The following is a 24,189-nucleotide window of genomic DNA, read 5'->3' on the forward strand; positions in this document are numbered from 1 at the left end:
GAGCTACTTGTAGTTAATGCATCACTTCTAACTCACTATGGTATTTACCCCTCAAAATACTGACTGTGGTAATGGTGCTAGCTTATTTCGGCTAAGGAAGATCTAACTCTGTTTGAGCAAGCATGGCTGCACGCATAACTGCTCGTCCTTTGTTGAGCGTTTCCTGCCACTCCATTTCAGGCTGTGAGTCAGCCACCACACCAGCCCCTGCCTGAATGTACAGGGTATTTTGTTTAATGACTGCTGTTCGAATCGCAATAGCCGTATCCATATTGCCACTCCAGGAAATATAACCCACAGCACCACCATAAATGCCACGTTTAACCGGCTCTAGCTGATCAATAATTTCCATCGCCCTGACTTTGGGTGCACCACTGAGTGTTCCAGCGGGCAGGGTTGCCTTCAACACATCCATTGCTGTGAGGTTATCTTTAAGCTGTGCTGTCACATTAGAGACAATATGCATGACATGGGAGTATCGTTCGATAACCATCTGATCAGATACAGTAACTGTACCCGTTTTCGCAACACGACCTATATCATTCCGTCCCAAATCAATCAGCATTAAATGTTCGGCTAATTCTTTTGGATCAGCCAATAAATCTTTTTCTAAAGCTACATCTTCTTCTGGATTTTTTCCCCGTGGTCGAGTACCCGCGATAGGACGCACTACAACCTCACCATCTTCAACTCGAGCGAGGATTTCTGGTGAAGAGCCCACGACATAAAAATCCTGCAGGTTAAAGTAATACATGTAAGGGGAAGGATTTAAGCATCGCAGCGCACGATACAAGTTTATCGGCGGATCAGAAAAAGGGGCCTGCATTTGCTGCGATAAAACCACTTGCATGGCATCTCCTGCCATTATGTAGTCTTTTATTTTATTAACGTCCTCCTGAAAGGCCTCTTGCCCATATGAGGAAACAAAATCAGTTTCTGAAAGTGGCGCACTACCTGCTGCGTGTGGTGCATTGACTGACGCCCTACGCATCCTGGCAACCAGCTGGCCTAACTTTACCTGAGACTTTTGATAGGCATCCGTCTCATGAGGATCAACATGAGTGACCAACAAAATTTTTCCAGATAAGTTGTCAAAAACAACAACATCATCAGACACCATTAATAGTATATCTGGAGTATGTAATTCATCCTTAGGGCAAGAGTTTGCAAGTTTAGACTCTATATAACGGATAGCATCATAGCTAAAATACCCAACCAAACCACCATTAAAGCGAGGTAAATCATCAGGCTCATAAACGTTAAAACGTTGAAAGTAGGTCTCAATAAACGTCAAAGGGTCATCAACCGTTAGACTTTCTAAAACAGTACCTTGTTCTTCAATAATGACCTGATGACCAAAGACTTTAATAACCGTGCGACAGGACAGTCCAATGATGGAGTAACGTCCCCACTTTTCGCCGCCATGAACAGATTCTAAAAGGTAGGTATACGGCAGATCTGCCAATTTAAGGTAGGTGCTAAGCGGAGTATCAAGATCAGCTAAAAGCTCACGGGTAACTGGAATACGATTGTAGCCTTGTTCGGCTAGCTGTAAAAACTGCTCGTGTGTCATGCGTTTTACCTAAACAATATTGAGTCATTAGAAATTTCCTTTGTTTTACTATCACCAAGACCAACGCCACCATCGCCAACTGGCCATTAGAGGTCGTTGTGAAAGACTCATATATTGCTTTGTAAAAGCTAACATTATCACAGTTTATTCCCCTACTGTTTTCCTAAATAACAGGCTTATTGTTTTAAGGCCTTTTCAGTTACTCACTTAATCTTTCTAGTACTAAGTTAACGATGCTAAATAATAAATCACTGAAACTCAAACAATAACCATCGGCTTCACATAACATCAACTTAAGTAAAACGTATAGAGCAACCAATGGTTATCTTAATCACAGTAATTTTTATCAACGCTATCTAAGCAGTTAACCCCATCGAAAAGGTTTCAGCATAAAAGCTCTGCAAGGGAGTCTACCACTTTATCGGGGTTTGCCGTATCGATCTGCTCTCCATGATTGTACCCATAGCTAACTGCAACCACAGAAACATTAGCCGATCTGGCTGCTTTCACATCATTAATGGAATCACCTACCATTAACGTATCTTGAGGGCCTTTTGCAAAGAAATCCATAGCATGCAGTAATGGTTCAGGGCTTGGTTTCTTCTCGGGAAGGCTATCACCACTCAGCACCAAATTAAAAAAGTGCGCCAAATTTAACCGCTCTAACAACTGCTCAGTAAACTGGCTAGGTTTATTGGTCACAATCCCCATACTGATCTTTTGCTGATGTAAATGCTGCAAAAAAGCTAAAACACCTTGATAAACACAGGCCTGCTCACCATTGTGGTATTGATAGTGTTCATTAAATAGCTGATTAGCTTGTGTTAAGCATGCTTCTGTCAGCGGTTCAGCCGACATAGCCTGTAAAGCTCGCTCTACAAGCTTGGGTGCTCCATTACCTACCCAATGGCTCACCTGAGCCTGACCTGCAGGCTCAAGCCCCAGCGTCATAAGCATGGCATCAACAGCACTGGTTAAGTCAGGAATGCTGTCAACCAATGTCCCATCCAAATCAAACAACACCAATTCAGGATTTGGTAATGCTGGGAATGCAATGACCGCCATTAACTTATCTCCGCCAAATTAGCACGCATTTGCTCAATAACTGCTCGATAGTCGTCTTTACCAAAAATGGCTGATCCCGCAACAAAAGTATCCGCACCGGCAGCCGCTATCTGCGCAATATTATCTACATTCACACCACCATCAACCTCCAAGCGAATAGGTAAACCGCTTTCATCAATGATGCTTCTAGCACGTTGAATTTTCTTAAGTGCTTGTGGAATAAATTTTTGACCGCCAAACCCTGGGTTTACAGACATGATTAATACCATATCCACTTTATCAAGCACATATTCCAGCACATCTAACGGGGTTGCAGGATTAAATACCAACCCTGATTTAGCACCACTTGACTTAATAAGCTGGAGAGATCGGTCAATATGTTCTGATGCTTCTGGATGAAACGTAATATATGTGGCGCCAGCTTCAACAAAGTCACCAATAATTCGGTCAACCGGTTTTACCATTAGATGAACATCAATATCAGCAGTTACCCCATAGTTTCTTAGTGCCTGACATACCAATGGGCCTACTGTTAAATTTGGCACAAAATGGTTATCCATTACATCAAAATGAACAATGTCTGCTCCAGCCGCTAAAACCGCATCCACCTCTTCACCCAAGCGCGCAAAGTCTGCCGATAAAATACTGGGTGCTATCAAGTAGTCTTTCATTATCACCGCCTCTTCATTCAGGTTGAGCGCATTTTAGCTGAACTTATCTATGCTTTCAGTAGGGCTAGCTCAATAAACGCTGAGGATATACTTCCTCCAGCGCATATTCAAAAGGAGCAACGTTGTAACGACTCTCAATCAGGACCCAACGTACCATGCGTCATAACGACTCAATCATTCTCTGCATTATTATTCTACTGATTTGCTGTTTGCCCGTAAGGGCTGCACAAGAAGGTAACGCAGCCAATCAACCTTCTGGCTCTGAGTCAAAAGAGCAAAACACCTTAGCTGAATCAACAAGCTCTACCGCACAGGAAAGTACAACTCCGACAAAGCAAGATAGAGTACTTGCTAGTGACTTTATAAGTAGAAGCCAACAAGCACTGCAACAACTTTACACTAGTGACCAATTGGTAACACTCAACCTAGAAAAGGACTCTGCATATGGACTGTGGCAAGATGAGCGTTCAGGTTCATTAAAAGGAACAGTCATTCTCCTCGCTGAGCAAGGCAATCATGCCGATTGGCCCAAGTATATGCATAAGCTCCGGCAGCAGCTGCCATTAAGAGGTTGGAGCACTCTTGCTATTACTCCACCCTCACCATCTATAGCCATCATGGAAGCCAAAAAAACATCCTCAGCCGATGCTCAAACAAATAATGTAAATGCTCAAGCTGGACAAGAAAAAGAAAACCAAATGTCTAACAACAATAAAAAAACCAACCCTACAGATAATGAAAAGCAGCAAAATACGCCAAATAACAGTCAGCCTAAACCAGACAACAAAGATGATAATGTTAATCCAAATAGCCAGAAAGCAGAGTTTGATAAGCATTTACCCGTGTTTCAAGTAACCCCCTCAATGCAGGCGAAATACTCAGACACAGTCAATGAATTAATGAAAAGTGCACATCAGTTTGCTCAAGAAAAAACAACCGACAAAGTATTTTTACTGGCAATAGGGAGCAGCTGTTCTTTTTTACTATCCCAATTAGCTAAACATCCTAATGACTACACTGGAATAATATTGATTGACTGCAAACCTAACAATTGGTCCCCTACATCCACCTCAATTGAACCTTTAGATAAACAAAAAATTCCAGTATTAGATCTTGAAGTAAAAAGAACCCCTCACTACTCCAGATGGGCACAACTTCGAAAAGCAGCCAGCCTTAAAGCAGAAAATCCTAGTTATCGGCAACGTCTCTTAATTAGTGTGGGTTATGACAAGACGCTGGATAAACGAATTTTAAAGTATGTAAGCCAGTGGATAGATGCTGTTTTAACAGCCATAAAACGAGCAGAAAAACTTGCGGAAGAAGCTGCTGCACTACAGCAACAAAATACTCGAGGACCTCGCAAGCAAAAAAACAATTAAAGACACTAATAAATTAGGCATCAAAATATTAATGCTACGCTTTTTGAGTTCGATAGTTTTTAATTAAGTTATAAGCTGCTTGAATTTCCTGAGTTTTTTGTTTTGCGACAGAAACCATTTCTTCAGGTAGACCTTTAGCGACCAATTTATCTGGATGGTGCTGGCTCATTAAACGACGATACGCTTTTTTAAGCTGCTGATCATCACATCCAACAGGCACACCTAACACAGCATAAGCATTATTTAATTGATTGCGACCTGCCAGATTAGCCTGATGTCTCTGCCTGGTTTGCTCCTGGTATTGATTAAAAAAGGCTCGCTGTGCTAAATAGCGCTGTTGAATGACCTGTAGACGAAACTGGCTAATACCCAGTGCAGAACATACATCACGTAATACGTTTTCTGCCTGCCGGCTAATCACGCCATCAGCATAAGCAGCCTGCAGCTGTAACTCCAAAAACATATTCATTAAGCTGTGGCGATGACGTGCCACCTGATGAAATGAGCTAAGCACTGGAACCAAGTCTCGAGACAGCTCTTTACCTTCATTAAAAAGACTAATCGCTGCTTTACGCTGACCTGGAGATAACCTCATTGACTTCATGATTTCTGAAGCAGTTTTTATTTCCTGCTCAGAAACGCGTCCATCTGCTTTAGCAACACGTCCCATTACAGTAAATGTGGCTGTGAAAAACGCAGACTGTACCTGCTCATGATTAACAGAAAACAACCTACTCTGTAATCCACTTCCCGCTAATAATTGCCACACAGACCGACGATCCACTAGCCAAAATCCCGCCGCACCTAAAATGAGAGCCCCCAAAGGGCCACCGCCAATAAGAAAACCCAGCAAAGCACCAATTAGCGTTCCATACTTCATTATTTTGCACCCAGTGACTCTCTTGCTTGTAAATGATGGCTCAGTTGCTGTAACCGATCAGGTGTACCAATATCCATCCACTCTCCATGATAAAGCTCCCCTGTCACTTTGCCCTGAAGAATCGCCTGCCTCAATAATGGCGCCAATGAAAACACACCAGGCTTGCAGTCTTCGAATAAGTCAGGGTGAAGAACACTAATACCACTATATGTAAAACGGTGTTCATCGCAGCCAGATAAAGTAATTGCTCGTCCACCTGGCAAATAAAAATCACCTTCTGGGTGATGAGAAGAGTTGGGAACCAAAACTAAATGAGCCAACTTACCGCCATCCTGAAGCCGTTGCTTTTGCTTTTCCAATACTGCAAAAGGGTAGTCACACCAAATATCACTGTTGACAACAAGAAAAGGCTCACTCCCTAGCAACGGTAATGCATTAAAAATACCCCCACCCGTTTCTAGCTTTTGCAGCTCTCTTGAGTATTGAATTTGTACCCCAAACTGCTGACCATTACCTAATGCTTGCTCAATTTTCTCAGCTAAATAAGCAGTATTCATCACTACTTGTGTTAAACCTGACTGCGCCAAGCGCTGCAAACTATAAACGACTAGAGGTTGCTCATTTACAGGAAGCAATGGTTTGGGTGTTGTCAGTGTCAAAGGCCGCATACGCTGGCCCTCTCCTGCAGCAAGCAACATCACTTTCATGATGAGTCCTTTGTCGTTTGGTAATAATTTAACCAGCGTGGCTGAAGTACATCCTGCCACCAACTCGCTACATCCGCAAAGTCTGACTCTGACAGAATGACCTGTTCCACATACTTCACCACTAATGGCAAATCCTGCAAATATCGTGCTTTCTTTTCACGCTTAAATAGCCGTACAAATAACCCCAAAACCTTAAGATGACGCTGCAAACCTATCCACTGAAACCACTGCCATGTTTGCTCTGGTGAAAACCCATTTAGCACTGTTAAGCTCTTTGACCAGTCAGCCCACCAATGTTTTACTTGCTCAATGGGCCAACAAATATAGCAGTCTTTAAGAAGTGAGACTGGGTCGTACGTTGCAGGACCTTTTACGGCACCTTGAAAATCAATGACACGTAATACGTCATTAGTAATCATCAAGTTACGCGCATGAAAGTCTCGATGTACAACAACTTGTGGTTGTTGTAATGCACAATCGATGATTTGTTCAAACATTCTTTGCAGCATTTTTTTATGGATCGCGTTTAATTCAATTTTTAAGAATTCAACCACAAACCATTCATGAAACAAATCAAGCTCCCTTTGTAAAAAAGTTTGATCATATGCTGGTAAAGAGTAATCTGTGAAAAAAGAAGTAGATTGTTGTATTTGCTGTAAAATGTTGAACGCTTGTCCATAGTAGTACTGAGCATTATCTTGATTGAGTAAGGGGAGTAACAATTGATCTCCTAGATCCTCGATCAATAAAAAACCTTGCTGACTATCAGCAAAATAAATCTCAGGAACAGGAATACCCTGCAACTGCCATTGCTTAGCAATCGCAACAAAAGCAGTCGTATTTTCTACTTCAGGTGGTGCATCAACAGCGATCACAGCGTGCTTAGGTGTTACATTCCAACGAAAATAACGTCGCTGGCTGGCATCTCCCTGAAGTGGAACAAGTTGTTTTGAAAGCTCATGTTGTGTATTCAACAAAGCCCTTTGGTCAACATATTTATCTTGTAGCCACTGGCATAATTTTAGATAACGCTTATCCATTTTATTTGTGCTCAACTGCCTATAGGCTGTAATCAATGGTTAACTTTTATTCAATAACGTTTGTTTGCGTTATTAGAGCGTAATACAACAGCATTTAATGCATTTTTTTCCCCAAAAATGTCTCAAAAGAGGAATAAAATTGAAATGGGGTAGCTGAACATGATTGGAATAGATTATTATGCAACGTTTAGTAATACGGTTGCACGAGCGCTGATTCATCACTTTAAGCAAGAAAACGCTTCAGCATACAAATAGATTACCCGACAGGAAGCCTGGATTAAACCGCGATGGCAGTAAACAAGTTTCCCCGCAGAATAAATATTCCCTGGATTATTGGTATTCTTACCGTCCAGCCATTAATCCCCACTTGGGCCGCTAACCCTGCTAGCGCCGATGAGCAGTGGCACTGTGTTCCTAATGCTTCAGGGCAAGGCTGGGATTGTAACGTAAATAATCGTGCTCCAGCCCCCATTAAACGAGCACCTCGTCCAACCCAGGCGATAACAGAGCCTTCTCAAGAAACTAAAGCAGCAACTGACACCCAGCCAGTTACAACAGAAGACACTGTTCAGCAAGTTGCGAGTACACCATCTTCCCCCCCACCAGACGGGGTTAACAACTTAGACTGGGTGCCACGGTACCAGCTCGATCCGCGCCAGCTTGCAGCTGTTCCAGCACACTGTACAGGCGCATATATTGAACCAGACCGTGAAGGCAAAACTTTCTCTGGTGATATGTCTCTAGCACCCATTTTTGCAACTGCAGATACTTATCGCTCAGTTGAGGGTGGTACTGCAACATTTACAGGTAATGTGTTAGTTCGACAAGGCTATCGCCAACTCCAAAGTGACCTGGCTTTTTTATACCGTGACACTGAAACAGCTGAGTTTGAAGGCAATGTTGTGTTCCGAGAGCCTAACCTCTTACTGGTTGGTGACCAAGCCAGTGTCAATATGCAATCAGGCCGCTTTGATGCTAGTAATGTGCGCTATGTTTTCCACGACCAACATGCACGTGGAGATGCAGACCAGATTACTCGACGAGAGGATGAGCTTGTTGTGTTGCATGATGCAACATATACAACATGTCCACCAACAGAAGATACTTGGACAGTCACAGGCAATAACGTCACCTTGAACAAGTTTACTGGCTTTGGTACTGCTACCAATGCCACTATCAGGGTCAAGGGTATACCGGTTTTTTACACGCCTTATATCTACTTTCCCATTGATGACCGACGGCAGTCAGGATTCCTTCCTCCTACATTGGGGTATTCAGATGATAATGGTGTAGACATCACTACACCTTACTACTTCAATTTAGCACCTAATTATGATGCCACCTTGTATCCTAGGATCATGTCTGAGCGTGGCTTACTGCTTGAGGGACAATTCCGTTACCTTACCGAAAGCAGTCGTGGTGAGTTAGGCGGCTCTTACCTTAATGACGACAAGCTTAAAGATGGCAACCGAAACTACAGTGAAGAGCGCTGGCTATTTGACTGGACTCATCACCAAGCTCTTCAACCACGATGGACTGCTGATGTTGATTATAACCGGGCAAGCGATCGAGACTATCTAAGAGACTTTGGCACTTCACTGGATGTCACTGCAACTGATAACTTAAATCAGCAATTTGTGACCACCTATAATGGCGGAAGCGATAACCACTTCTGGTCACTAAAAGGCGCTGTTCAGAAGTACCAAAACATGACTTCTGATGCTAGTGATTCCTATGAAAAAGTTCCGCAAATTGAGCTGAAGGGTAACTGGCTCGCCAAAAATAATGGTTTTGAAGTTGACTACATAGCTGACAACACTTACTTTACCCGAGACAAGCGATGGAACTATAAAACCAAAGTACGTGAAGGTGAGTTTGACCGTGAGCATGAGATTGATCGCCCTGTTTACGGTGAAGGAAACTCAGAAATCACCAATGCCCATGGCAATCGTACTTACTTGGAAACAGGTGCTAAGTATAAGTTTGAATGGCCCTATGCCTTCATAACACCAGGCTTAAAGCTCAAGCATGTTCAATATCATCTGAGTAACTTAGATAGTGAGGACTATGGACCAAACGATCCTAAGTACAACACAAGCCCAAGCACCACAGTACCTATCTATTCATTAGATGCTGGCCTCTTCTTTGACCGAAAAACCAACTTGTTCGGTAGCACAGAGTACACCCAAACCCTTGAGCCAAGAATGCTCTACCTTTACTCTCCGGAAGAAAAAGATCAACTTGAAAATCCTGTTTTTGATACTGGTAATAACAGTTTCAGTTATGCTCAGTTATGGCGTGACAATCGCTTTAGTGGCTATGATCGTTTAGCAGATATGAACCAACTCTCTGTTGGTTTAACCACACGTTTTCTGGAAAAAAATGGTTTTGAGCGCTTTCGGGCTGGCATAGGTCAGATTTTTTACTTCGAAGACCGTAAGGTACAACTTGATCCATACTATTCAGAACTCCTTGGAGGCACACCAGATACTGATGTCAACCTTAATGAAAGCCAACGCCGTTATCTGGATAGTCAAAAAGCCTCTACCTCCCCCATTGCCACAGAACTAGTGTGGAATGCCACTGATGCACTGTCTCTAAGACAAGACTGGATTTGGAACACTAATGAAAACCATAACCAGGAATATTCTTTATCCATGCGCTATAGCCCTGACTATGATCGCGTTTTCAATGTCAGCTACCGCTACCTAGACCAAGTTGATCGTACTCGTAAAAATGCGCTAGGTAATGTTATTCCTGGCGAGTTTGCAGATGGTGATATAGAACAAACTGACATGTCCTTTATCTGGCCAGTGGTCAGCAATTGGAGTGCACTAGGCCGCTGGAATTATGACATTACTAACAGCCGAAGTCTGGAAGCTATGTTCGGAGCCGAGTATGATAACTGCTGCTACAAAATTCGCTTCGTTAACCGCTATTGGATAGATGGTGATGAAGACATTGATAATGCAGAAGCAGATCGCGGTATCTTCGTTCAATTTGTCATGAAGGGATTAGGCAACCTCTTTGGTAACAAGGTTGATGATTTTCTTGGCGGCATTGATGGTTACCGTGAGCGCGAAGACAGAGAAGACTTTTAACTCATGAAACTAGTGCAACGTTTGCTATTGGCTGCCACATTAAGTGCGGCAGCCATTTTCAATGTGAATGCAGAAATTCAACCACTCGATAAAATTATTGCAGTGGTTGATAAAGATGTGATCATGCAGTCACAGCTTAATGAGCGTCTGGCGATGGTCCGCCTCCAGTTAAAACAAAAAGGGAGTAATATCCCTCCAGAGCACAAGTTGAGAGAGCAGGTTACAGAACGCTTAATTGTCGAAAGTATACAAATGCAAATGGCAGAGCGAGCAGGGATCAAAATCGACGAGAAAACTCTGAATGATGCAATGGCAAAAATAGCCTCCCGTAACAACCTTTCTCTTTTAGAGTTCAAACGTGTACTAGAAGCTGATGGTATCTCTTACAGCAAAGCACGTGAGCAGATACGACGAGAGCTTACTATAAGTCGTGTGCGTAAGCGTCAAGTTGCAGATCGAATCCGTGTGACTGACCAGGAAATCAAAAACTACCTACACTCTGCCCAGGGTAAATACCAACTGTCTACTGACTACAGAGTTGGTCATATTCTGGTACCGATTCCACCTCAAGCCAATAATGAGCGCGTTACCCTATCCAAAGAACTTGCAGAGGATATTTACCGTACTCTGCAAAAAGGAAAAGACTTTGCTCAAGTGGCTGGCGCTTATTCTCAGGAATATCAGGGTGTAAAAGCTGGAGACTTGGGTTGGCGAAAAGCAGATCAACTTCCTTCCATGTTTGCCTCAGTTGTACCCAAAATGTCTGTGGGTAATATTGCCAAGCCAATCCGCTCAAACAGTGGCTTCCATATTATTAAGTTGCTTGCGAAAAAAGGTGAACAAGATCATGTGATGACACAATATAAAGTGCGTCATATTCTTATAAAACCTTCACAAATTCGTTCAGAGCAACAGGCTAAAGCCATTGCTGAACGAATTTACTCCCGTATAAAAAGTGGTGAAGACTTTGCGAAACTTGCTAAAGCAAACTCGGATGATACAGGAAGCGCACTTAACGGAGGCAGCTTAAACTGGATTAACCCTGATGATATGGTGCCTGAGTTCCGCAATAAAGTTACTGCTACTTCAAAAGGTACAATCACACCACCATTTGCAACCAAGTATGGCTGGCATGTAATGCAAGTGCTTGATATACGGCAAAAAGACGTGAGCAGTGATGTTCAAAAGAACGTAATTCGCAATACTATTCGCAAGCAAAAATACCAGGAAGAGCTACAAGCTTGGCTTCAAAAAATTCGAGATGAAGCATTTGTCCAAGTTAAGTGACTATGAGCGTTAAAACGCCAAGACTGATTATTACATCTGGAGAGCCTGCAGGGATTGGTCCCGATCTCTGCATTTCACTGATCAATCACTCTTTTTCTGCGGAGCTTGTGGTTGCGATTGACCCAAGCCTTTTTGCCGAGCGAGCTGCCCAACTCAATTACGCGATAAAAAAACCAGTTACCCATGTTGCTATTAATGAACCACCAACACCAGGTGCCTTAAAGATACTCCCTCTTAAAACACCTTATCCAGTCATTCCAGGCCAACCCACACCTGATAACGCTTCTTATATTTTAGAGCAACTAGACACAGCCATATCCGGCTGCCAGCAAGGTATTTTTGATGGTATGGTGACAGCACCCATCAATAAAAGCATTCTCAACGAAGCTGGCATTGCATTTAGCGGTCATACAGAATACCTGGCTCAACAAACTCAATCTCAACAAGTTGTGATGATGCTGGCTACCCAAGATATGAAAGTTGCCTTAGTGACAACCCATCATCCTCTAAGACAGGTTGCCAGTCTCATTACCCCCTCTTTGCTAGAACAGGTCATAAGAACACTCAATAAGGGTTTAATTAATTATTTTGGGCAGCTAAAGCCCACTATTTTAGTCTGCGGACTCAACCCTCACGCTGGTGAAAATGGCTACTTGGGCCGAGAAGAGCTGGATATTATCAACCCTACGTTAAGCAAGCTTAAAAATGAGGGCCTGTCATTAATTGGCCCTTTACCTGCCGATACATTATTCACCCCCAAACATTTACAAACAGCTGATGTCGTGTTAGCCATGTATCATGATCAAGGATTACCAGTGTTAAAGTTTCATGGCTTTGGCAAAGCTGCTAACATCACCTTGGGTCTCCCCATTATTCGAACATCAGTAGATCATGGTACAGCTCTGGACTTAGCCGCCTCAGGTAAAGCTAATGCTGGCAGCTTATTGACTGCAATTGAATATGCTATTTATATGGCACAAAACAAGCCATAAACAGTAAGCAGCTATAATCTAGTCCTTTATTACAGCATTACTTATCAACGTTACTCGTACAATCAACACGATTCATTTATTACCAATAAGCAGACTTTATGGCCAAAACGCCTAACTATGTTCACAAGCCGCGCAAACGCTTTGGGCAAAATTTTTTGCACGATGATCAAATAATTCAGCGCATTGTCCGCGCGATAAACCCTAAACTAAATGACCATCTGGTAGAAATCGGTCCAGGGCAAGGCGCTTTAACTCAATATTTGGTGCCACAGTGTGCTCAGATTGATGTTATTGAGCTAGATCGAGACCTGATTCCAATGCTCCAGGCTATGTTTAGCCAACACCTTCATTTTTCAGTTCACCAAGGCGATGCCCTTAAACTCGACTTTAGCCAACTAAAAAAAGAGCACCCTTTACGCGTAGTAGGAAATCTTCCCTATAACATTTCCACACCACTTCTGTTTCACTTATTTAACTTTCGACATTTAATAAGTGATATGCACTTTATGCTACAAAAAGAAGTTGTTGAACGACTCGCGGCAAATCCAGGAGAAAACGCTTATGGCAGATTAAGCGTTATGGCTCAGTATTTCTGTAAAATCGATAATTTGTTTATCGTCAAACCTGGAGCCTTTAAACCTGCACCTAAAGTAGACTCAGCGATCGTAAGGCTTATTCCCCACCAGTCGTTACCTTACCCTGCAAATGATTTACACCTATTTGAGCGCGTCGTTCGTAGTGCATTTAATATGCGACGTAAAACACTTCGTAATGCACTTAAGGGTATGATCTCTGCTGAAGTGCTCACAACACTGGGTATTAACCCAAGCATTCGAGCAGAAAAGCTCTCACTGGCTGAGTTTGTCGCTATCGCAAATGCCATCGAGTCACAGCAAAGTATCAAGCTAGCTGAAGACTCTAACTCACCACAAGACAATTAATACTTATTTACTATGCAGTGAGAGTTTTCCAAACTCTCCTGTCAAAACACTGTCACAGCATGTCACATAGAATTTCATTATGACTGAGTCCACTGTCGACCCTAGCCAAGTAAAGATAACAGTTAAAACTGAATACCTTGATGAGCAGTCAGAGCCTGAAAAGCAGTGCTTTGCATTCCGCTATACCATCACCATTCATAATGCGAGTGACTCTCCCATTCAGCTACTTGCAAGGCACTGGATTATTACTAATGCAGATGCACAACAAGAAGAAGTCCATGGTGAGGGCGTGGTTGGTGAAAAGCCATTGATTGGTGTTGATACGTCATATTCCTACAGCAGTCACTGTGTACTTAATACTCCTATTGGCAGTATGTCCGGTAGCTACTATATGGTGACAGCGACAGGGGAAGCATTTCAGGTGCCAATTCCAACATTTACCTTAGCAATCCCTAATGTACTTCATTAACATTAAAAGGTTTGCTTATGACGACATTTGCCGTTGGTGATATCCAAGGCTGTTTCGATGAACTTCAACAACTACTCACCCAAGTTGAGTTCGATCCGTTACGCGACGAGTTATGGGTAGTTGGAGATATTGTCAATCGTGGGCCAAAATCACTTGAAACACTACGATACTTGTATTCATTAGGCGACAGATGTAAAGCTGTATTAGGCAATCATGATTTACACTTATTAGCCATTGCTTATGGTAAACAACCACCAAGAAAAGGCGATTCACTTGATAGTATTCTTGAAGCACCGGATCGAGAAGAACTATTAAGCTGGTTAAGGTTTCGCCCTCTAATCTATTATGATGAACTATTACAGGTCACAATGGTGCATGCAGGCATTCCACCTCACTGGTCACTCAAAAAAGCTTTACGTAGAGCTAAAGAGGTAGAAACCATTTTACAAAGCGATAACTTTACTGACTTTTTAGTAAATATGTATGGCAACCAACCAAACGACTGGAGCAAAAAACTCAAAGGCTGGGACCGGTTACGAATTATCACTAACTATTTTACGCGTATGCGATTCTGCAGTAGCGATGGCCAACTAGAACTTACTCATAAGTCTGGCTCCAACCAAGCTCCAGCAGGTTTCCAACCCTGGTATAACCACAGCAACCGAAAGACCCATGATGACTTAATTATTTTTGGACATTGGGCAGCCTTAGAAGGAAAAGCAGAGCATGAAAATGTCTACGCTCTCGATACTGGCTGCATTTGGGGGAACGCGCTCACCATCATGAATATAGAAGCCAGGACCTTACACTCACTATCGTGTGAAGGATATAGAAAAAATGGAGATTGACAGAATCAAGCCTGAAGAAGCCTTGCATTATCTCCAAGCAGGTAATACCTGCTTTGTTGATATTCGAGATCAAGATAGCTTTCATCAAGGACATATCCCTACTGCTCAACATTTAGATAACCAAACTATCCTCGATTTTATAGAAGACACTGATACTGAAACATCTATAGTAGTTTATTGTTTTCATGGACATAGCAGTGTTAGTGCTGCGCTTTATTTGAAACAGAAAGGCTTTAACAATGTTATGAGCCTGGATGGAGGTTTTTGTCTTTGGCAAGAATGCTATCCTGATGCTGTAGACCAATAACATTTCAACCATAAAAAGTTAATCAGACTGGAGTTGTTGTGGAAGTCTATTTAGTTGGCGGTGCAGTGAGAGACCAACTACTGGGTATTAAAAGTCAAGATCATGACTGGGTTGTAGTCGGTGCTACCCCAGAGCAAATGCTCAACCAAGGATACCAACCCGTTGGTAAAGACTTTCCCGTTTTTTTACACCCCACCACCCACGAAGAGTATGCACTTGCTCGAACTGAGCGGAAATCAGGTCATGGTTATCATGGCTTTACATGTTATGCAGCACCTGATGTCACTTTAACAGAAGACTTGCAACGCCGTGATTTAACAATTAATGCAATCGCACAAAACAGCCAAGGAGAGCTGATAGATCCCTTTAATGGCGCGGGTGATCTCAGCCAAAAATGCTTACGTCATGTGTCGCCCGCCTTTGCAGAAGATCCCCTTCGTGTCCTGCGAGTAGCTCGCTTTGCTGCACGCTATCACCACTTAGGCTTTTATATTGCTGAAGAAACACTCAGCTTAATGTGCGCAATGGTCAATTCAGGAGAAGTAGATCACTTAGTATCAGAGCGTATATGGCAAGAAATCATTAAAGCCACTCAAACGCTAAGCCCTTGGATTTTCTTTACAACATTACAACAAGTGGGCGCACTAAAAAGAATCCTGCCTGAGCTTGCAAGCCTCTGGCAAGAGTCTAACTTGCCACAACAAGCGCTTAAAGCAGCCAAACAGCAGCAACTGGGCGAGGAAATACAGCTAGCCTGCGCCCTATTGTTACAAGTCCACCCTAATAAAGCCTCCACCTCAATAGAGGTTGATACTGCACATAACCTGACTAAGCAACTTTTAGAACGATTAAAAGCACCAAATAATACTCGTCAGTTGAATTTATTGGTAAACCAGTTTTGGGCAGAGCTGATGCAGCTTGAACTATCAGCAAAAGACTTATTAAATATTTTCGATCGAGCAGATGCCTGGCGAAGAGGTGAGAGGTTTATGATGCTGCTACAATGCATAAAATGTATAGCAGGCAATATACCACACTTAACACTTGAGCAAGTTAACGAGCACATCAAGGCAATTCATCAGCAATGGCAAGCAGCACTGGCGATTAAACCAGGACCTTTTTTAAAACAGGGGCTTACTGGCAAAGCCTTAGGTGCAGCTATCCATGAGGCACGCCTAAGGGCTATTCGAGCGATAGCAAAAGAAAGATCTAGTGATAGCTAATTTCCTGGCTCATTGTTGTAAATCAGACAGCAAGCCTCATCTGCTAACCACTGACGCGCTTCAGCCTGAGTTAAGGTTGTGACACTTTTTTCTGTCTTTCTTACTAATGATGATGCCGCTAAAACCTTGGGTTGCAGACCTATTTCTTTGCCAAAAACAGAAAGCGTCACCTTATCCAGAGTCTCACCAGGTTTACACTCTGTGTTTTCATCCAATTCTGCAAGCCCCACAAACGAAAGTAGCTCATCCGCAATAGTTAAGTAGTAACTATCTCGTATAACTTGGCGTGTATTAATAAAGCCGTTAGGTGGTGAGCTATGCAAAATGTCTAAATCGCCAGGCTGAACAGTCAGAGCAGCACCAGGAATTCTGCGATCACGGCCTAGGGTTGTTTCAAGCTGATTAAACCATGCTTTTAAGTGTTGAGGCTGATCTTTTGCGACAAAGTAAACCACCATATTATAAAAGTCTGCTGCATGTTTAATACCTACTGGCGCAGTCCTGATCAGTGGACTCATGGCAACAACACCAAAGCGATTTAACAATTGCTGCAAAATAAAGGAGATATTTATCTGGTAGTGAGTATTGCAGCCTATACCAACCAGAAATGCCTGCTGATTCATTACAATCTACATAACCCTAATTCAACTCATCATTGCTGCTCGAGAACGTTCGCATTCTATCGCTGCCACAGCATCTGGAAGTGCTTCAGGCTTACGAATTTTCAGCCGAATATGCTCGACAGGAAAGGTTACAAATATGTGCTTTAATAGACCACCAGCCAAAGCTTCTAACATTAGATAGTTACTTGACGCACAAAAGGCTGACACAGCATCAGCAACAGCAGCATAATCCAGTGAGTCTTCCAGATTATCTGAACCCATCGCGGGCGACAAATCATAGTATAAAACCAGGTCCATAAAGAGTGGCTGAGGTTGTTCTCGTTCCCAGTCATAAACTCCAATTAGCGCACTCACTTTAAGCTGTTCAATAATAACTTTATCCACACCCTCTCCCAGTAATAAATGAATAACCACCCACTGAAAACGGTGATATCAGCAACAAGGACTTTAATATAGTCACCCAAGTTTTTTTGCTTAGTGACTGAATATTTGCGCTACTAAACTTTTGATAATTCTGTCATTGGCCAACGGGGTTTTGGCTTAATACCCAAATTGTCAGATTGCCCAGCTAATAAGCGTTGGCAACCCGCATAAGCAATCATAGCGCCATTATCTGTGCAAAACTCTGGTCTTGCATAGAAGACCTGTGCTCCCAACTTAGCAACCACTGCTTCTAGCCGTTTACGAAGAGCCAGGTTAGCACTGACGCCTCCTGCTATTACAAGTGTGTTCATATTTGTTTGCTGCAATGCTCTACGGCACTTTATCGCTAATGTCTCAACAACTGCCTCTTGGAAGGCAAACGCAATATCTGCCTGGGTTTGTTGATCAAAAGTATCATTTTCCTTAGCTTCGATGATGGTATTAAGGGTATACGTTTTTAAACCACTAAAGCTAAAGTCTAGCCCTGGTCGATCTGTCATTGGCCGAGGGAAACGATAGCGAGCAGCATTCCCCTGAGTCGCCAGCTTCGCTATGACGGGACCACCAGGGTAACCAAGGCCCAGCATTTTAGCGGCTTTATCAAATGCTTCACCAGCCGCGTCATCAACCGACTCCCCCAATAGCTCATAGTCTCCCATCCCATTAACAGCAACCAACTGCGTGTGTCCACCAGACACCAACAATGCAATAAATGGAAATGCAGGAGGAACTGCTTCGAGCATAGGCGCTAATAGATGTCCTTCCATATGATGAACACCAATCGTAGGTACCTTCCAGACAAAAGCCAACGCCTGGGCAACAGCTGCCCCCACCATCAACGCACCAATCAAGCCCGGACCACGTGTATAAGCAATAGCTTCAATATCACTCTTTGCTACACCTGCACTCGCCAGCACACTATCGATTAAAGGCAAAATGCGACGAACATGATCTCTGGAAGCAAGCTCTGGGACTACGCCACCATATTCAGCATGAATATCAACCTGACTAAACAGTGCATGAGCCTGAAGGCCTAACTCACTGTCATACACTGCAATACCTGTTTCGTCACAAGACGTTTCGATTCCCAACACCTTCATAACAACTTGAATCACGCTCATAGAAATGCAATAAGGCGCACATGATAATCTTCCACGTCCAACAATGCACCCATTGATTGTTCTAGCACAATTGAAGCCAAATGCTCGCTTTTCAACGTATCCAACCATTTCACTATTGTTTTGCACAAAAAAACGACATTTTTTTACTTATACCTTTGCATTTATTGCCAGAACGCTTTAATATTCGCTGCCCTTGAAATGGTCTAAAATTGCAAAGCATAGATTGCTTAATCATTAACCAAAAGAGGAAGAAGGTAAGGTCTGCATGCCAGCGGTAAAAGTTAAAGATAACGAACCCTTTGACGTTGCATTACGTCGTTTCAAACGCTCTTGTGAAAAAGCCGGTGTATTGGCTGAAGTTCGCCGTCGTGAGCATTACGAAAAGCCCACATCTGTTCGTAAGCGTAAAGCAGCAGCGGCTGTTAAGCGTTTAGCTAAAAAGCTTCAACGTGAGCAACGTCGTCGCGAACGTCTCTATTAATTTTATTGCCAGCACTACGTAGATCTGACTTTTCGCTCTCAACTTACGTAGAAAATTCCAATGGCAACAATTAAAGAACGCCTAAATGAGGCGGTAAAGGATGCCCTGCGCGCCAAAGAAAAGCTCAAACTCTCTACCCTTCGTATGGCTCTCTCTGAGTTAAAACGAGTAGAGATTGATGAGCGAGTGGAACTCGACGACTCTAGATGCACAACTATTTTAGATAAAATGGTAAAGCAGCGTCGTGAATCACTTAAACAGTTTGAAAGCGCCGGCCGCGAAGATTTGTCTGCAAGAGAACGCGCCGAAATTGAAGTTTTACAGAGCTTCCTACCAACCGCCTTAACTGCCTCTGAGCTAGAGTCTCTTGTGACTGAAGCCATAGTTCAAACGTCCGCTCAATCAATGAAAGATATGAGATTGGTCGTAGAACACTTAAAGCCCAAAGTTCTCGGACGTGCTGATATGGCCGAGGTTAGTAAACTCATTAAAAGTAAACTGACCTAATAACATCTTACTTCCACTAGCTGTGATAGAACTCCTTTTAGTGCGAGTCTATATATCACAGCTAAGGCCATTTATACTCCTGTTATGAGCGGCTTAATTCCCCAAAGCTTCATTGATGATCTATTGGCACGAACCGATATCGTTGACGTTATTGGAAGTCGTGTTCAACTCAAGAAAACCGGTAAGAATCTTGCTGCTTGCTGCCCTTTTCATCAGGAAAAAACCCCCTCCTTCACAGTCAGCCCTGACAAGCAGTTCTACTATTGCTTTGGCTGTGGTGCGGCAGGCAATGCACTTCGCTTTATCATCGAGTTTGAGCAGCTTGACTTTCCCCAAGCAGTTGAGCAACTAGCTCAATCTTTAGGTCTTGATGTTCCAAGAGAAGCCCAGCAATATCAGCGACAAACTCATCGTTTTGAAGCTTTATTTGAAATAACTAAACAATCTGCAACATTTTTTCAACAACAATTATTTAAACCTTCAGGGCAAGCTGCACAGCATTATGTCCAACAAAGAGGGTTATCGGCAGCAACATTAAAACAATATGCTATTGGCTATGCTCCAGCTGGCTGGCAAAACTTACTGGAACACTTTGATCAGTCTCCTGAAAATACCAAGCACCTGCTGACAGCAGGGTTAGTTATTGAAAACCCTGAAAAGCAATCAGTCTATGACCGCTTCAGACACCGTTTAATTTTTCCGATAAGAGACATTAGAGGTCGTTATATTGGCTTTGGTGGCCGAGTACTGAGTCCAAACGATAAGCCAAAATACCTAAACTCACCTGAAACCCCTATTTTTCTTAAACGACAAGAATTGTATGGGCTATTTGAAGCTCGACAACAGCAACGTCAGTTGGATTTTTTGCTTGTAGTTGAAGGCTATATGGATGTCGTTGCTTTAGCCCAGCACGGCATTAAAAATGCGGTAGCAACCTTAGGTACTGCTGTTAGTCAAGAGCATGTAACTCGCCTTTTTAAAACTGTAAAAGAAGTTATTTACTGTTTTGATGGTGATGAGGCAGGAAGAAAAGCCGCCTGGCGAGCATTAGAAACCACCCTTCCTTTCATGCAAGACGGCTTTCAAGCCAAATTTCTATTTTTACCCGAAGGTGAAGATCCTGATAGCCTGGTTAGCAAAGAAGGCCAGCAAGCCTTTCTTGCACGTTTAAAATCCAACAGCCAAAGTATTGCTGACTATTTTTTTCATACACTTTGTGAGCAAGTTGATATTCAACACATGGATGGCAAAGCAAGACTTGCTGCTCTAGCAAAGCCTTATATTGAACAGCTCCCTCAAGGGGTTTTCCATCAATTAATGCTGGGGCATTTAGCAGAACTTACAGGTCTTAGTGAGCAAGCACTCAGTGAGCTATCAAATGCTGTAACTCAGCAAACTACCCAAACAATTGCTGTACCAGCAATAAACCAAGCTAACCAGTATTCAGAAAAAAAAACCTCCAGATACCCAGCTAAAAATTTTGTCAGTACAAGTAAATTAAGTGTATCCTTAACGCCCGCTCAAGTAGCAGTGTATTTATTATCTAAATACCCTGAGTTTGCTGAACAAGTAGAAAATTCTGACCGGCTTGCTAATGATCAAAGTGAGCATACTCGCTTACTCGCCGTAATGCTGAAACTACTAAAAGATAACCCCCAAGCTTCTGTGGGACACTTAATTGGTGAGCTATACAATACACCACTTGGCAATATTTACGCAGCTGTTCTAAACCGTCCTCCTCCCCAAACAGGCCAAGCAAGTAAAGAAGTTTTTCTTGAAGCCTTAACAAGACTGCAACAGCAGCTAAACTTAGAGGACACTTATCAGGAGTTAAGTCAGTTCAAAAATTTAAAGTCTATGGATGCATCCAAAAAAGAAGCATTCTTGCGCGCTTTTGAACAGCTGCGCCAAAGCAAACGTTAAATGAACTGTATTTCATTGATTTCTTTGCCAAAGCGAATGCCTTGGTAAGAAAATATTGAGTAGGGTTGATATCTAATGAGGCGTACCCCATCTACATAACTGTAAAGTTCTGCAGAAGAATATCTAGAAGAAAATCGGGGGTTTAGGCTATAATAGGCGGCTTACCATTTCGTCGGCACGTCTGAGTTCGTTGTTAAAGGGTTACTATGTCCGGAAATTCGCAGCAACAGTCTCGCTTGAAAGAGCTTATTTCTAAAGGTAAGGAGCAAGGCTACCTTACTTATGCCGAGGTAAATGATCATTTACCAGAGGATATCTCAGATCCGGATCAGGTTGAAGATATTATCCGCATGATTAATGACATGGGAATTGCAGTTTATGAAGCAGCTCCTGATGTCGACACGTTGTTACTCAATGAAGCTGATACAGATGAAGCCGCTGCTGAAGAAGCTGCCGCTGCATTAGCCGCAGTAGAACAAGAAGCTGGACGCACCACTGACCCTGTTCGCATGTATATGCGAGAAATGGGTACCGTCGAGCTGCTCACCCGAGAAGGTGAAATTTCTATCGCAAAGCGGATTGAAGAAGGTATACGAGAGGTAATGTCTGCACTCTCATACTTTCCTGGTTCCGTTGAAATTGTGTTGGAAGAGTACAACCGTATTGTCACTGAAGAAGGCCGTTTAAGTGATCTGATCAGCGGTTATATTGATCCAGATAGCAATGAGCCAGCAGCGATCAATAATGAAGAGTTTAATCCTGAGGATGACGAAGAAATCCTTATGGAGCTAGATGATGAAGACGAAGAAGACTCTGACGAAGAAAAAGATACTGGGCCTGACCCAGAAGAAGCCAGAATCCGTTTCACTGCGTTGTATGATCACTTTGCTGAAGCATTAAAGGCCATTGAAGCTCATGGCCGTCACTCTAAAGAAGCTGGCCAGGCTCTCGCCTCAGCTGCTGAATACTTCATGCCGCTGAAGCTTGTTCCTAGACAGTTTGATTTACTCGTTTTTCGTGTTCGCTATGCACTTGAGCGTATCAGGAGAAATGAGCGCGCTATTATGCAAAGCTGTGTTCGTCTAGCCAAAATGCCTAGAAAAAACTTCCTAAAGGAGTTTCCAGGCAACGAAACAAACCAAGAGTGGGCTCCAGAACTCATTGCTCGAAATGAAAAGTACTCTCCTGTCCTTGCCGAGCAACTTGAGGATATTCAGCGTGCTCAACGAAAACTGGCTGCTATTGAAGAAAAGTTTCAATTAAGCATTCAGGAAATTAAAGAAATTAATCGGCGCATGTCAATTGGTGAAGCCCGAGCACGCCGCGCCAAGAAAGAAATGGTTGAAGCCAACTTACGCTTGGTTATTTCCATTGCCAAGAAATACACCAATCGTGGCCTACAGTTTCTGGACCTGATTCAGGAAGGTAATATTGGCTTGATGAAAGCCGTAGATAAGTTTGAGTACCGCCGGGGTTATAAGTTTTCGACCTATGCTACCTGGTGGATTCGACAGGCTATCACCCGCTCTATTGCTGACCAGGCCAGAACAATCCGTATCCCTGTCCACATGATTGAGACAATTAACAAGCTCAATCGTATTTCTCGGCAAATGCTGCAGGAAATGGGGCGTGAAGCAACTCCAGAAGAGTTAGCCGAACGTATGGATATGCCGGAAGATAAAATTCGTAAAGTGCTCAAAATCGCTAAAGAGCCCATCTCCATGGAAACTCCAATTGGTGATGATGAAGACTCACACTTAGGTGATTTTATCGAAGATATCACCATACAGTCTCCAGTGGACTCTGCTACGATTGAAGGACTTCGTGAAGCAACACGTGAAGTGCTTTCTGGACTTACAGCTCGTGAAGCTAAAGTACTACGTATGCGCTTTGGTATCGATATGAATACTGATCACACCTTAGAAGAGGTCGGTAAACAGTTCGATGTAACCCGTGAGCGTATAAGACAAATAGAGGCCAAAGCTTTACGTAAGTTGCGCCACCCTACCCGTTCTGACCATCTACGCAGCTTCTTAGACGAGTAATCCTATAGGTGAAAGTGACAGGTTCGCTTTCACCTTTCCCTTTCTCCTTCACAAAACGCCTGCTTTTTCTATTGTTAGTAATAGAAAACCTCTTATCAGTCGAATTTGACATAATATGTCATTTTTGCCACTATGCAACTATCATTGCATCGCGGAGGTAATATGCACATTCAAGACCTTGCTCTGCGCTTTAACAACCTGCTTCAACATGAAGGCTATGAGTTTGACTGTCAGCCAATACCTGGCTGCCCCGACGTACTTCAAATAACTGTAACCAACTTAGACCCATTACCTATTTTTGTAACCATCACAGAGCAACAAATCCTCTGCATTGCCTACTTATGGACAGAAGAGCAAATCATTGAGGAACATCGATTATCATTACTTGAATCATTACTAGAACTTAATGTGCCCATGCCTCTCTCATCATTTGCTAAATCAGGAGATAAATACTTAATTTTTGGAGCATTATCAATCCACTCCTCTTTTGATGACATTATTCATGAAATAATCACATTACATGAAAATGCACTAGAAGCGACCACAGCACTACAAACGTTTTTAAAGTAGGTTTTAGGAGTAC

23 protein-coding genes are annotated in these 24,189 nt (G+C 42.8%); 14 read left to right on the plus strand and 9 right to left on the minus strand.

Annotated features, from left to right (window positions below):
• Positions 1–91: 91 nt before the first annotated feature.
• The 3 genes from trpE to rpe all read right to left on the minus strand — a co-directional run bounded on the left by trpE (position 92) and on the right by rpe (position 3,309).
• Entirely contained in the window at positions 92–1,573 is a 1,482-nt protein-coding gene (gene trpE, locus KHS79_RS19120) for an anthranilate synthase component I (RefSeq protein WP_212721072.1), read from the minus strand.
• Between the two features lie 384 nt (positions 1,574–1,957).
• On the minus strand, positions 1,958–2,638 hold the full coding sequence (locus KHS79_RS19125; protein WP_094788649.1) for a phosphoglycolate phosphatase: 681 nt from the start codon (positions 2,636–2,638) through the stop codon (positions 1,958–1,960).
• Positions 2,638–3,309 (minus strand): ribulose-phosphate 3-epimerase, encoded by a 672-nt coding sequence (gene rpe / locus KHS79_RS19130; protein ID WP_027709766.1) that lies wholly within the window; start codon positions 3,307–3,309, stop codon positions 2,638–2,640. The genes KHS79_RS19125 and rpe overlap by 1 nt, the downstream gene beginning before the upstream one ends.
• A 155-nt stretch (positions 3,310–3,464) precedes the next feature.
• On the opposite strand from rpe, the gene KHS79_RS19135 reads away from it, so the two are divergent.
• Positions 3,465–4,688: a DUF3530 family protein gene (locus tag KHS79_RS19135; protein WP_212721074.1), complete on the plus strand. Its 1,224-nt coding sequence runs from the start codon at positions 3,465–3,467 to the stop codon at positions 4,686–4,688.
• Positions 4,689–4,722: 34 nt separating this feature from the next.
• Here KHS79_RS19135 and djlA read toward each other — a convergent pair whose 3' ends face one another.
• From djlA to KHS79_RS19150, 3 genes are read right to left on the minus strand one after another with little or no spacing between them, the layout of a single operon-like run.
• Complete coding sequence (gene djlA / locus KHS79_RS19140) at positions 4,723–5,568, minus strand: co-chaperone DjlA (protein WP_038291223.1); 846 nt, start codon at positions 5,566–5,568, stop codon at positions 4,723–4,725.
• On the minus strand, positions 5,568–6,275 hold the full coding sequence (murU, locus tag KHS79_RS19145) for an N-acetylmuramate alpha-1-phosphate uridylyltransferase MurU (RefSeq protein ID WP_212721076.1): 708 nt from the start codon (positions 6,273–6,275) through the stop codon (positions 5,568–5,570). Before murU ends, djlA begins: the two co-directional genes overlap by 1 nt.
• Positions 6,272–7,315 (minus strand): aminoglycoside phosphotransferase family protein, encoded by a 1,044-nt coding sequence (locus KHS79_RS19150; protein ID WP_212721078.1) that lies wholly within the window; start codon positions 7,313–7,315, stop codon positions 6,272–6,274. The genes murU and KHS79_RS19150 overlap by 4 nt, the downstream gene beginning before the upstream one ends.
• A gap of 287 nt (positions 7,316–7,602) precedes the next feature.
• On the opposite strand from KHS79_RS19150, the gene KHS79_RS19155 reads away from it, so the two are divergent.
• The 8 genes from KHS79_RS19155 to KHS79_RS19190 all read left to right on the plus strand — a co-directional run bounded on the left by KHS79_RS19155 (position 7,603) and on the right by KHS79_RS19190 (position 16,483).
• Positions 7,603–10,416 carry an LPS-assembly protein LptD gene (locus tag KHS79_RS19155; protein WP_212721080.1) on the plus strand — a complete coding sequence of 938 codons (2,814 nt, stop codon included), beginning with the start codon at positions 7,603–7,605 and terminating at the stop codon, positions 10,414–10,416.
• A gap of 3 nt (positions 10,417–10,419) precedes the next feature.
• The gene (locus tag KHS79_RS19160) at positions 10,420–11,703 is read left to right on the plus strand and encodes a peptidylprolyl isomerase (protein WP_212721082.1); all 1,284 of its coding nucleotides are present in this window, start codon (positions 10,420–10,422) and stop codon (positions 11,701–11,703) included.
• 2 nt (positions 11,704–11,705) lie between these two features.
• Positions 11,706–12,695, plus strand: coding sequence for a 4-hydroxythreonine-4-phosphate dehydrogenase PdxA (gene pdxA, locus KHS79_RS19165; RefSeq protein ID WP_212721084.1), 990 nt, complete (start codon positions 11,706–11,708; stop codon positions 12,693–12,695).
• Positions 12,696–12,793: 98 nt separating this feature from the next.
• The gene (rsmA, locus tag KHS79_RS19170; RefSeq protein ID WP_212721085.1) at positions 12,794–13,636 is read left to right on the plus strand and encodes a 16S rRNA (adenine(1518)-N(6)/adenine(1519)-N(6))-dimethyltransferase RsmA; all 843 of its coding nucleotides are present in this window, start codon (positions 12,794–12,796) and stop codon (positions 13,634–13,636) included.
• Between the two features lie 79 nt (positions 13,637–13,715).
• A complete protein-coding gene (gene apaG, locus KHS79_RS19175; RefSeq protein WP_094788658.1) occupies positions 13,716–14,105 on the plus strand; it encodes a Co2+/Mg2+ efflux protein ApaG in 390 nt (129 codons plus the stop codon).
• A 17-nt stretch (positions 14,106–14,122) separates the two neighbouring features.
• Positions 14,123–14,953, plus strand: coding sequence for a symmetrical bis(5'-nucleosyl)-tetraphosphatase (locus tag KHS79_RS19180; RefSeq protein WP_212721086.1), 831 nt, complete (start codon positions 14,123–14,125; stop codon positions 14,951–14,953).
• A complete protein-coding gene (glpE, locus tag KHS79_RS19185) occupies positions 14,943–15,260 on the plus strand; it encodes a thiosulfate sulfurtransferase GlpE (protein ID WP_038291222.1) in 318 nt (105 codons plus the stop codon). Before KHS79_RS19180 ends, glpE begins: the two co-directional genes overlap by 11 nt.
• Positions 15,261–15,298: 38 nt before the next feature.
• Positions 15,299–16,483 (plus strand): hypothetical protein, encoded by a 1,185-nt coding sequence (locus KHS79_RS19190; RefSeq protein ID WP_212721087.1) that lies wholly within the window; start codon positions 15,299–15,301, stop codon positions 16,481–16,483.
• On the opposite strand, the gene KHS79_RS19195 is transcribed toward KHS79_RS19190, so the two are convergent.
• The 3 genes from KHS79_RS19195 to tsaD form a co-directional block, all read right to left on the minus strand.
• Positions 16,480–17,106 (minus strand): 2-amino-4-hydroxy-6-hydroxymethyldihydropteridine diphosphokinase, encoded by a 627-nt coding sequence (locus tag KHS79_RS19195; protein ID WP_212721088.1) that lies wholly within the window; start codon positions 17,104–17,106, stop codon positions 16,480–16,482. The genes KHS79_RS19190 and KHS79_RS19195 overlap by 4 nt on opposite strands.
• A 21-nt stretch (positions 17,107–17,127) precedes the next feature.
• Positions 17,128–17,490 (minus strand): dihydroneopterin aldolase, encoded by a 363-nt coding sequence (gene folB, locus KHS79_RS19200; RefSeq protein ID WP_212721089.1) that lies wholly within the window; start codon positions 17,488–17,490, stop codon positions 17,128–17,130.
• A 113-nt stretch (positions 17,491–17,603) separates the two neighbouring features.
• On the minus strand, positions 17,604–18,629 hold the full coding sequence (tsaD, locus tag KHS79_RS19205) for a tRNA (adenosine(37)-N6)-threonylcarbamoyltransferase complex transferase subunit TsaD (protein ID WP_212721165.1): 1,026 nt from the start codon (positions 18,627–18,629) through the stop codon (positions 17,604–17,606).
• A 286-nt stretch (positions 18,630–18,915) separates the two neighbouring features.
• On the opposite strand from tsaD, the gene rpsU reads away from it, so the two are divergent.
• The 5 genes from rpsU (at position 18,916) to KHS79_RS19230 (ending at position 24,176) form a co-directional block, all read left to right on the plus strand.
• On the plus strand, positions 18,916–19,131 hold the full coding sequence (gene rpsU / locus KHS79_RS19210; protein ID WP_027708362.1) for a 30S ribosomal protein S21: 216 nt from the start codon (positions 18,916–18,918) through the stop codon (positions 19,129–19,131).
• A gap of 60 nt (positions 19,132–19,191) precedes the next feature.
• Positions 19,192–19,638, plus strand: a complete 447-nt coding sequence (locus tag KHS79_RS19215) for a GatB/YqeY domain-containing protein (protein ID WP_027708361.1) — start codon at positions 19,192–19,194, stop codon at positions 19,636–19,638.
• An 84-nt stretch (positions 19,639–19,722) separates the two neighbouring features.
• Positions 19,723–21,561 carry a DNA primase gene (dnaG, locus tag KHS79_RS19220; protein WP_212721090.1) on the plus strand — a complete coding sequence of 613 codons (1,839 nt, stop codon included), beginning with the start codon at positions 19,723–19,725 and terminating at the stop codon, positions 21,559–21,561.
• A gap of 206 nt (positions 21,562–21,767) precedes the next feature.
• Positions 21,768–23,606 (plus strand): RNA polymerase sigma factor RpoD, encoded by a 1,839-nt coding sequence (gene rpoD, locus KHS79_RS19225; RefSeq protein ID WP_027708359.1) that lies wholly within the window; start codon positions 21,768–21,770, stop codon positions 23,604–23,606.
• A 162-nt stretch (positions 23,607–23,768) separates the two neighbouring features.
• Positions 23,769–24,176, plus strand: coding sequence for a YjfI family protein (locus tag KHS79_RS19230; protein ID WP_212721092.1), 408 nt, complete (start codon positions 23,769–23,771; stop codon positions 24,174–24,176).
• Positions 24,177–24,189: the final 13 nt, after the last annotated feature.

Origin of the sequence: Zooshikella ganghwensis (assembly GCF_018263875.1) — a bacterium.
Lineage (GTDB): Bacteria > Pseudomonadota > Gammaproteobacteria > Pseudomonadales > Zooshikellaceae > Zooshikella > Zooshikella ganghwensis.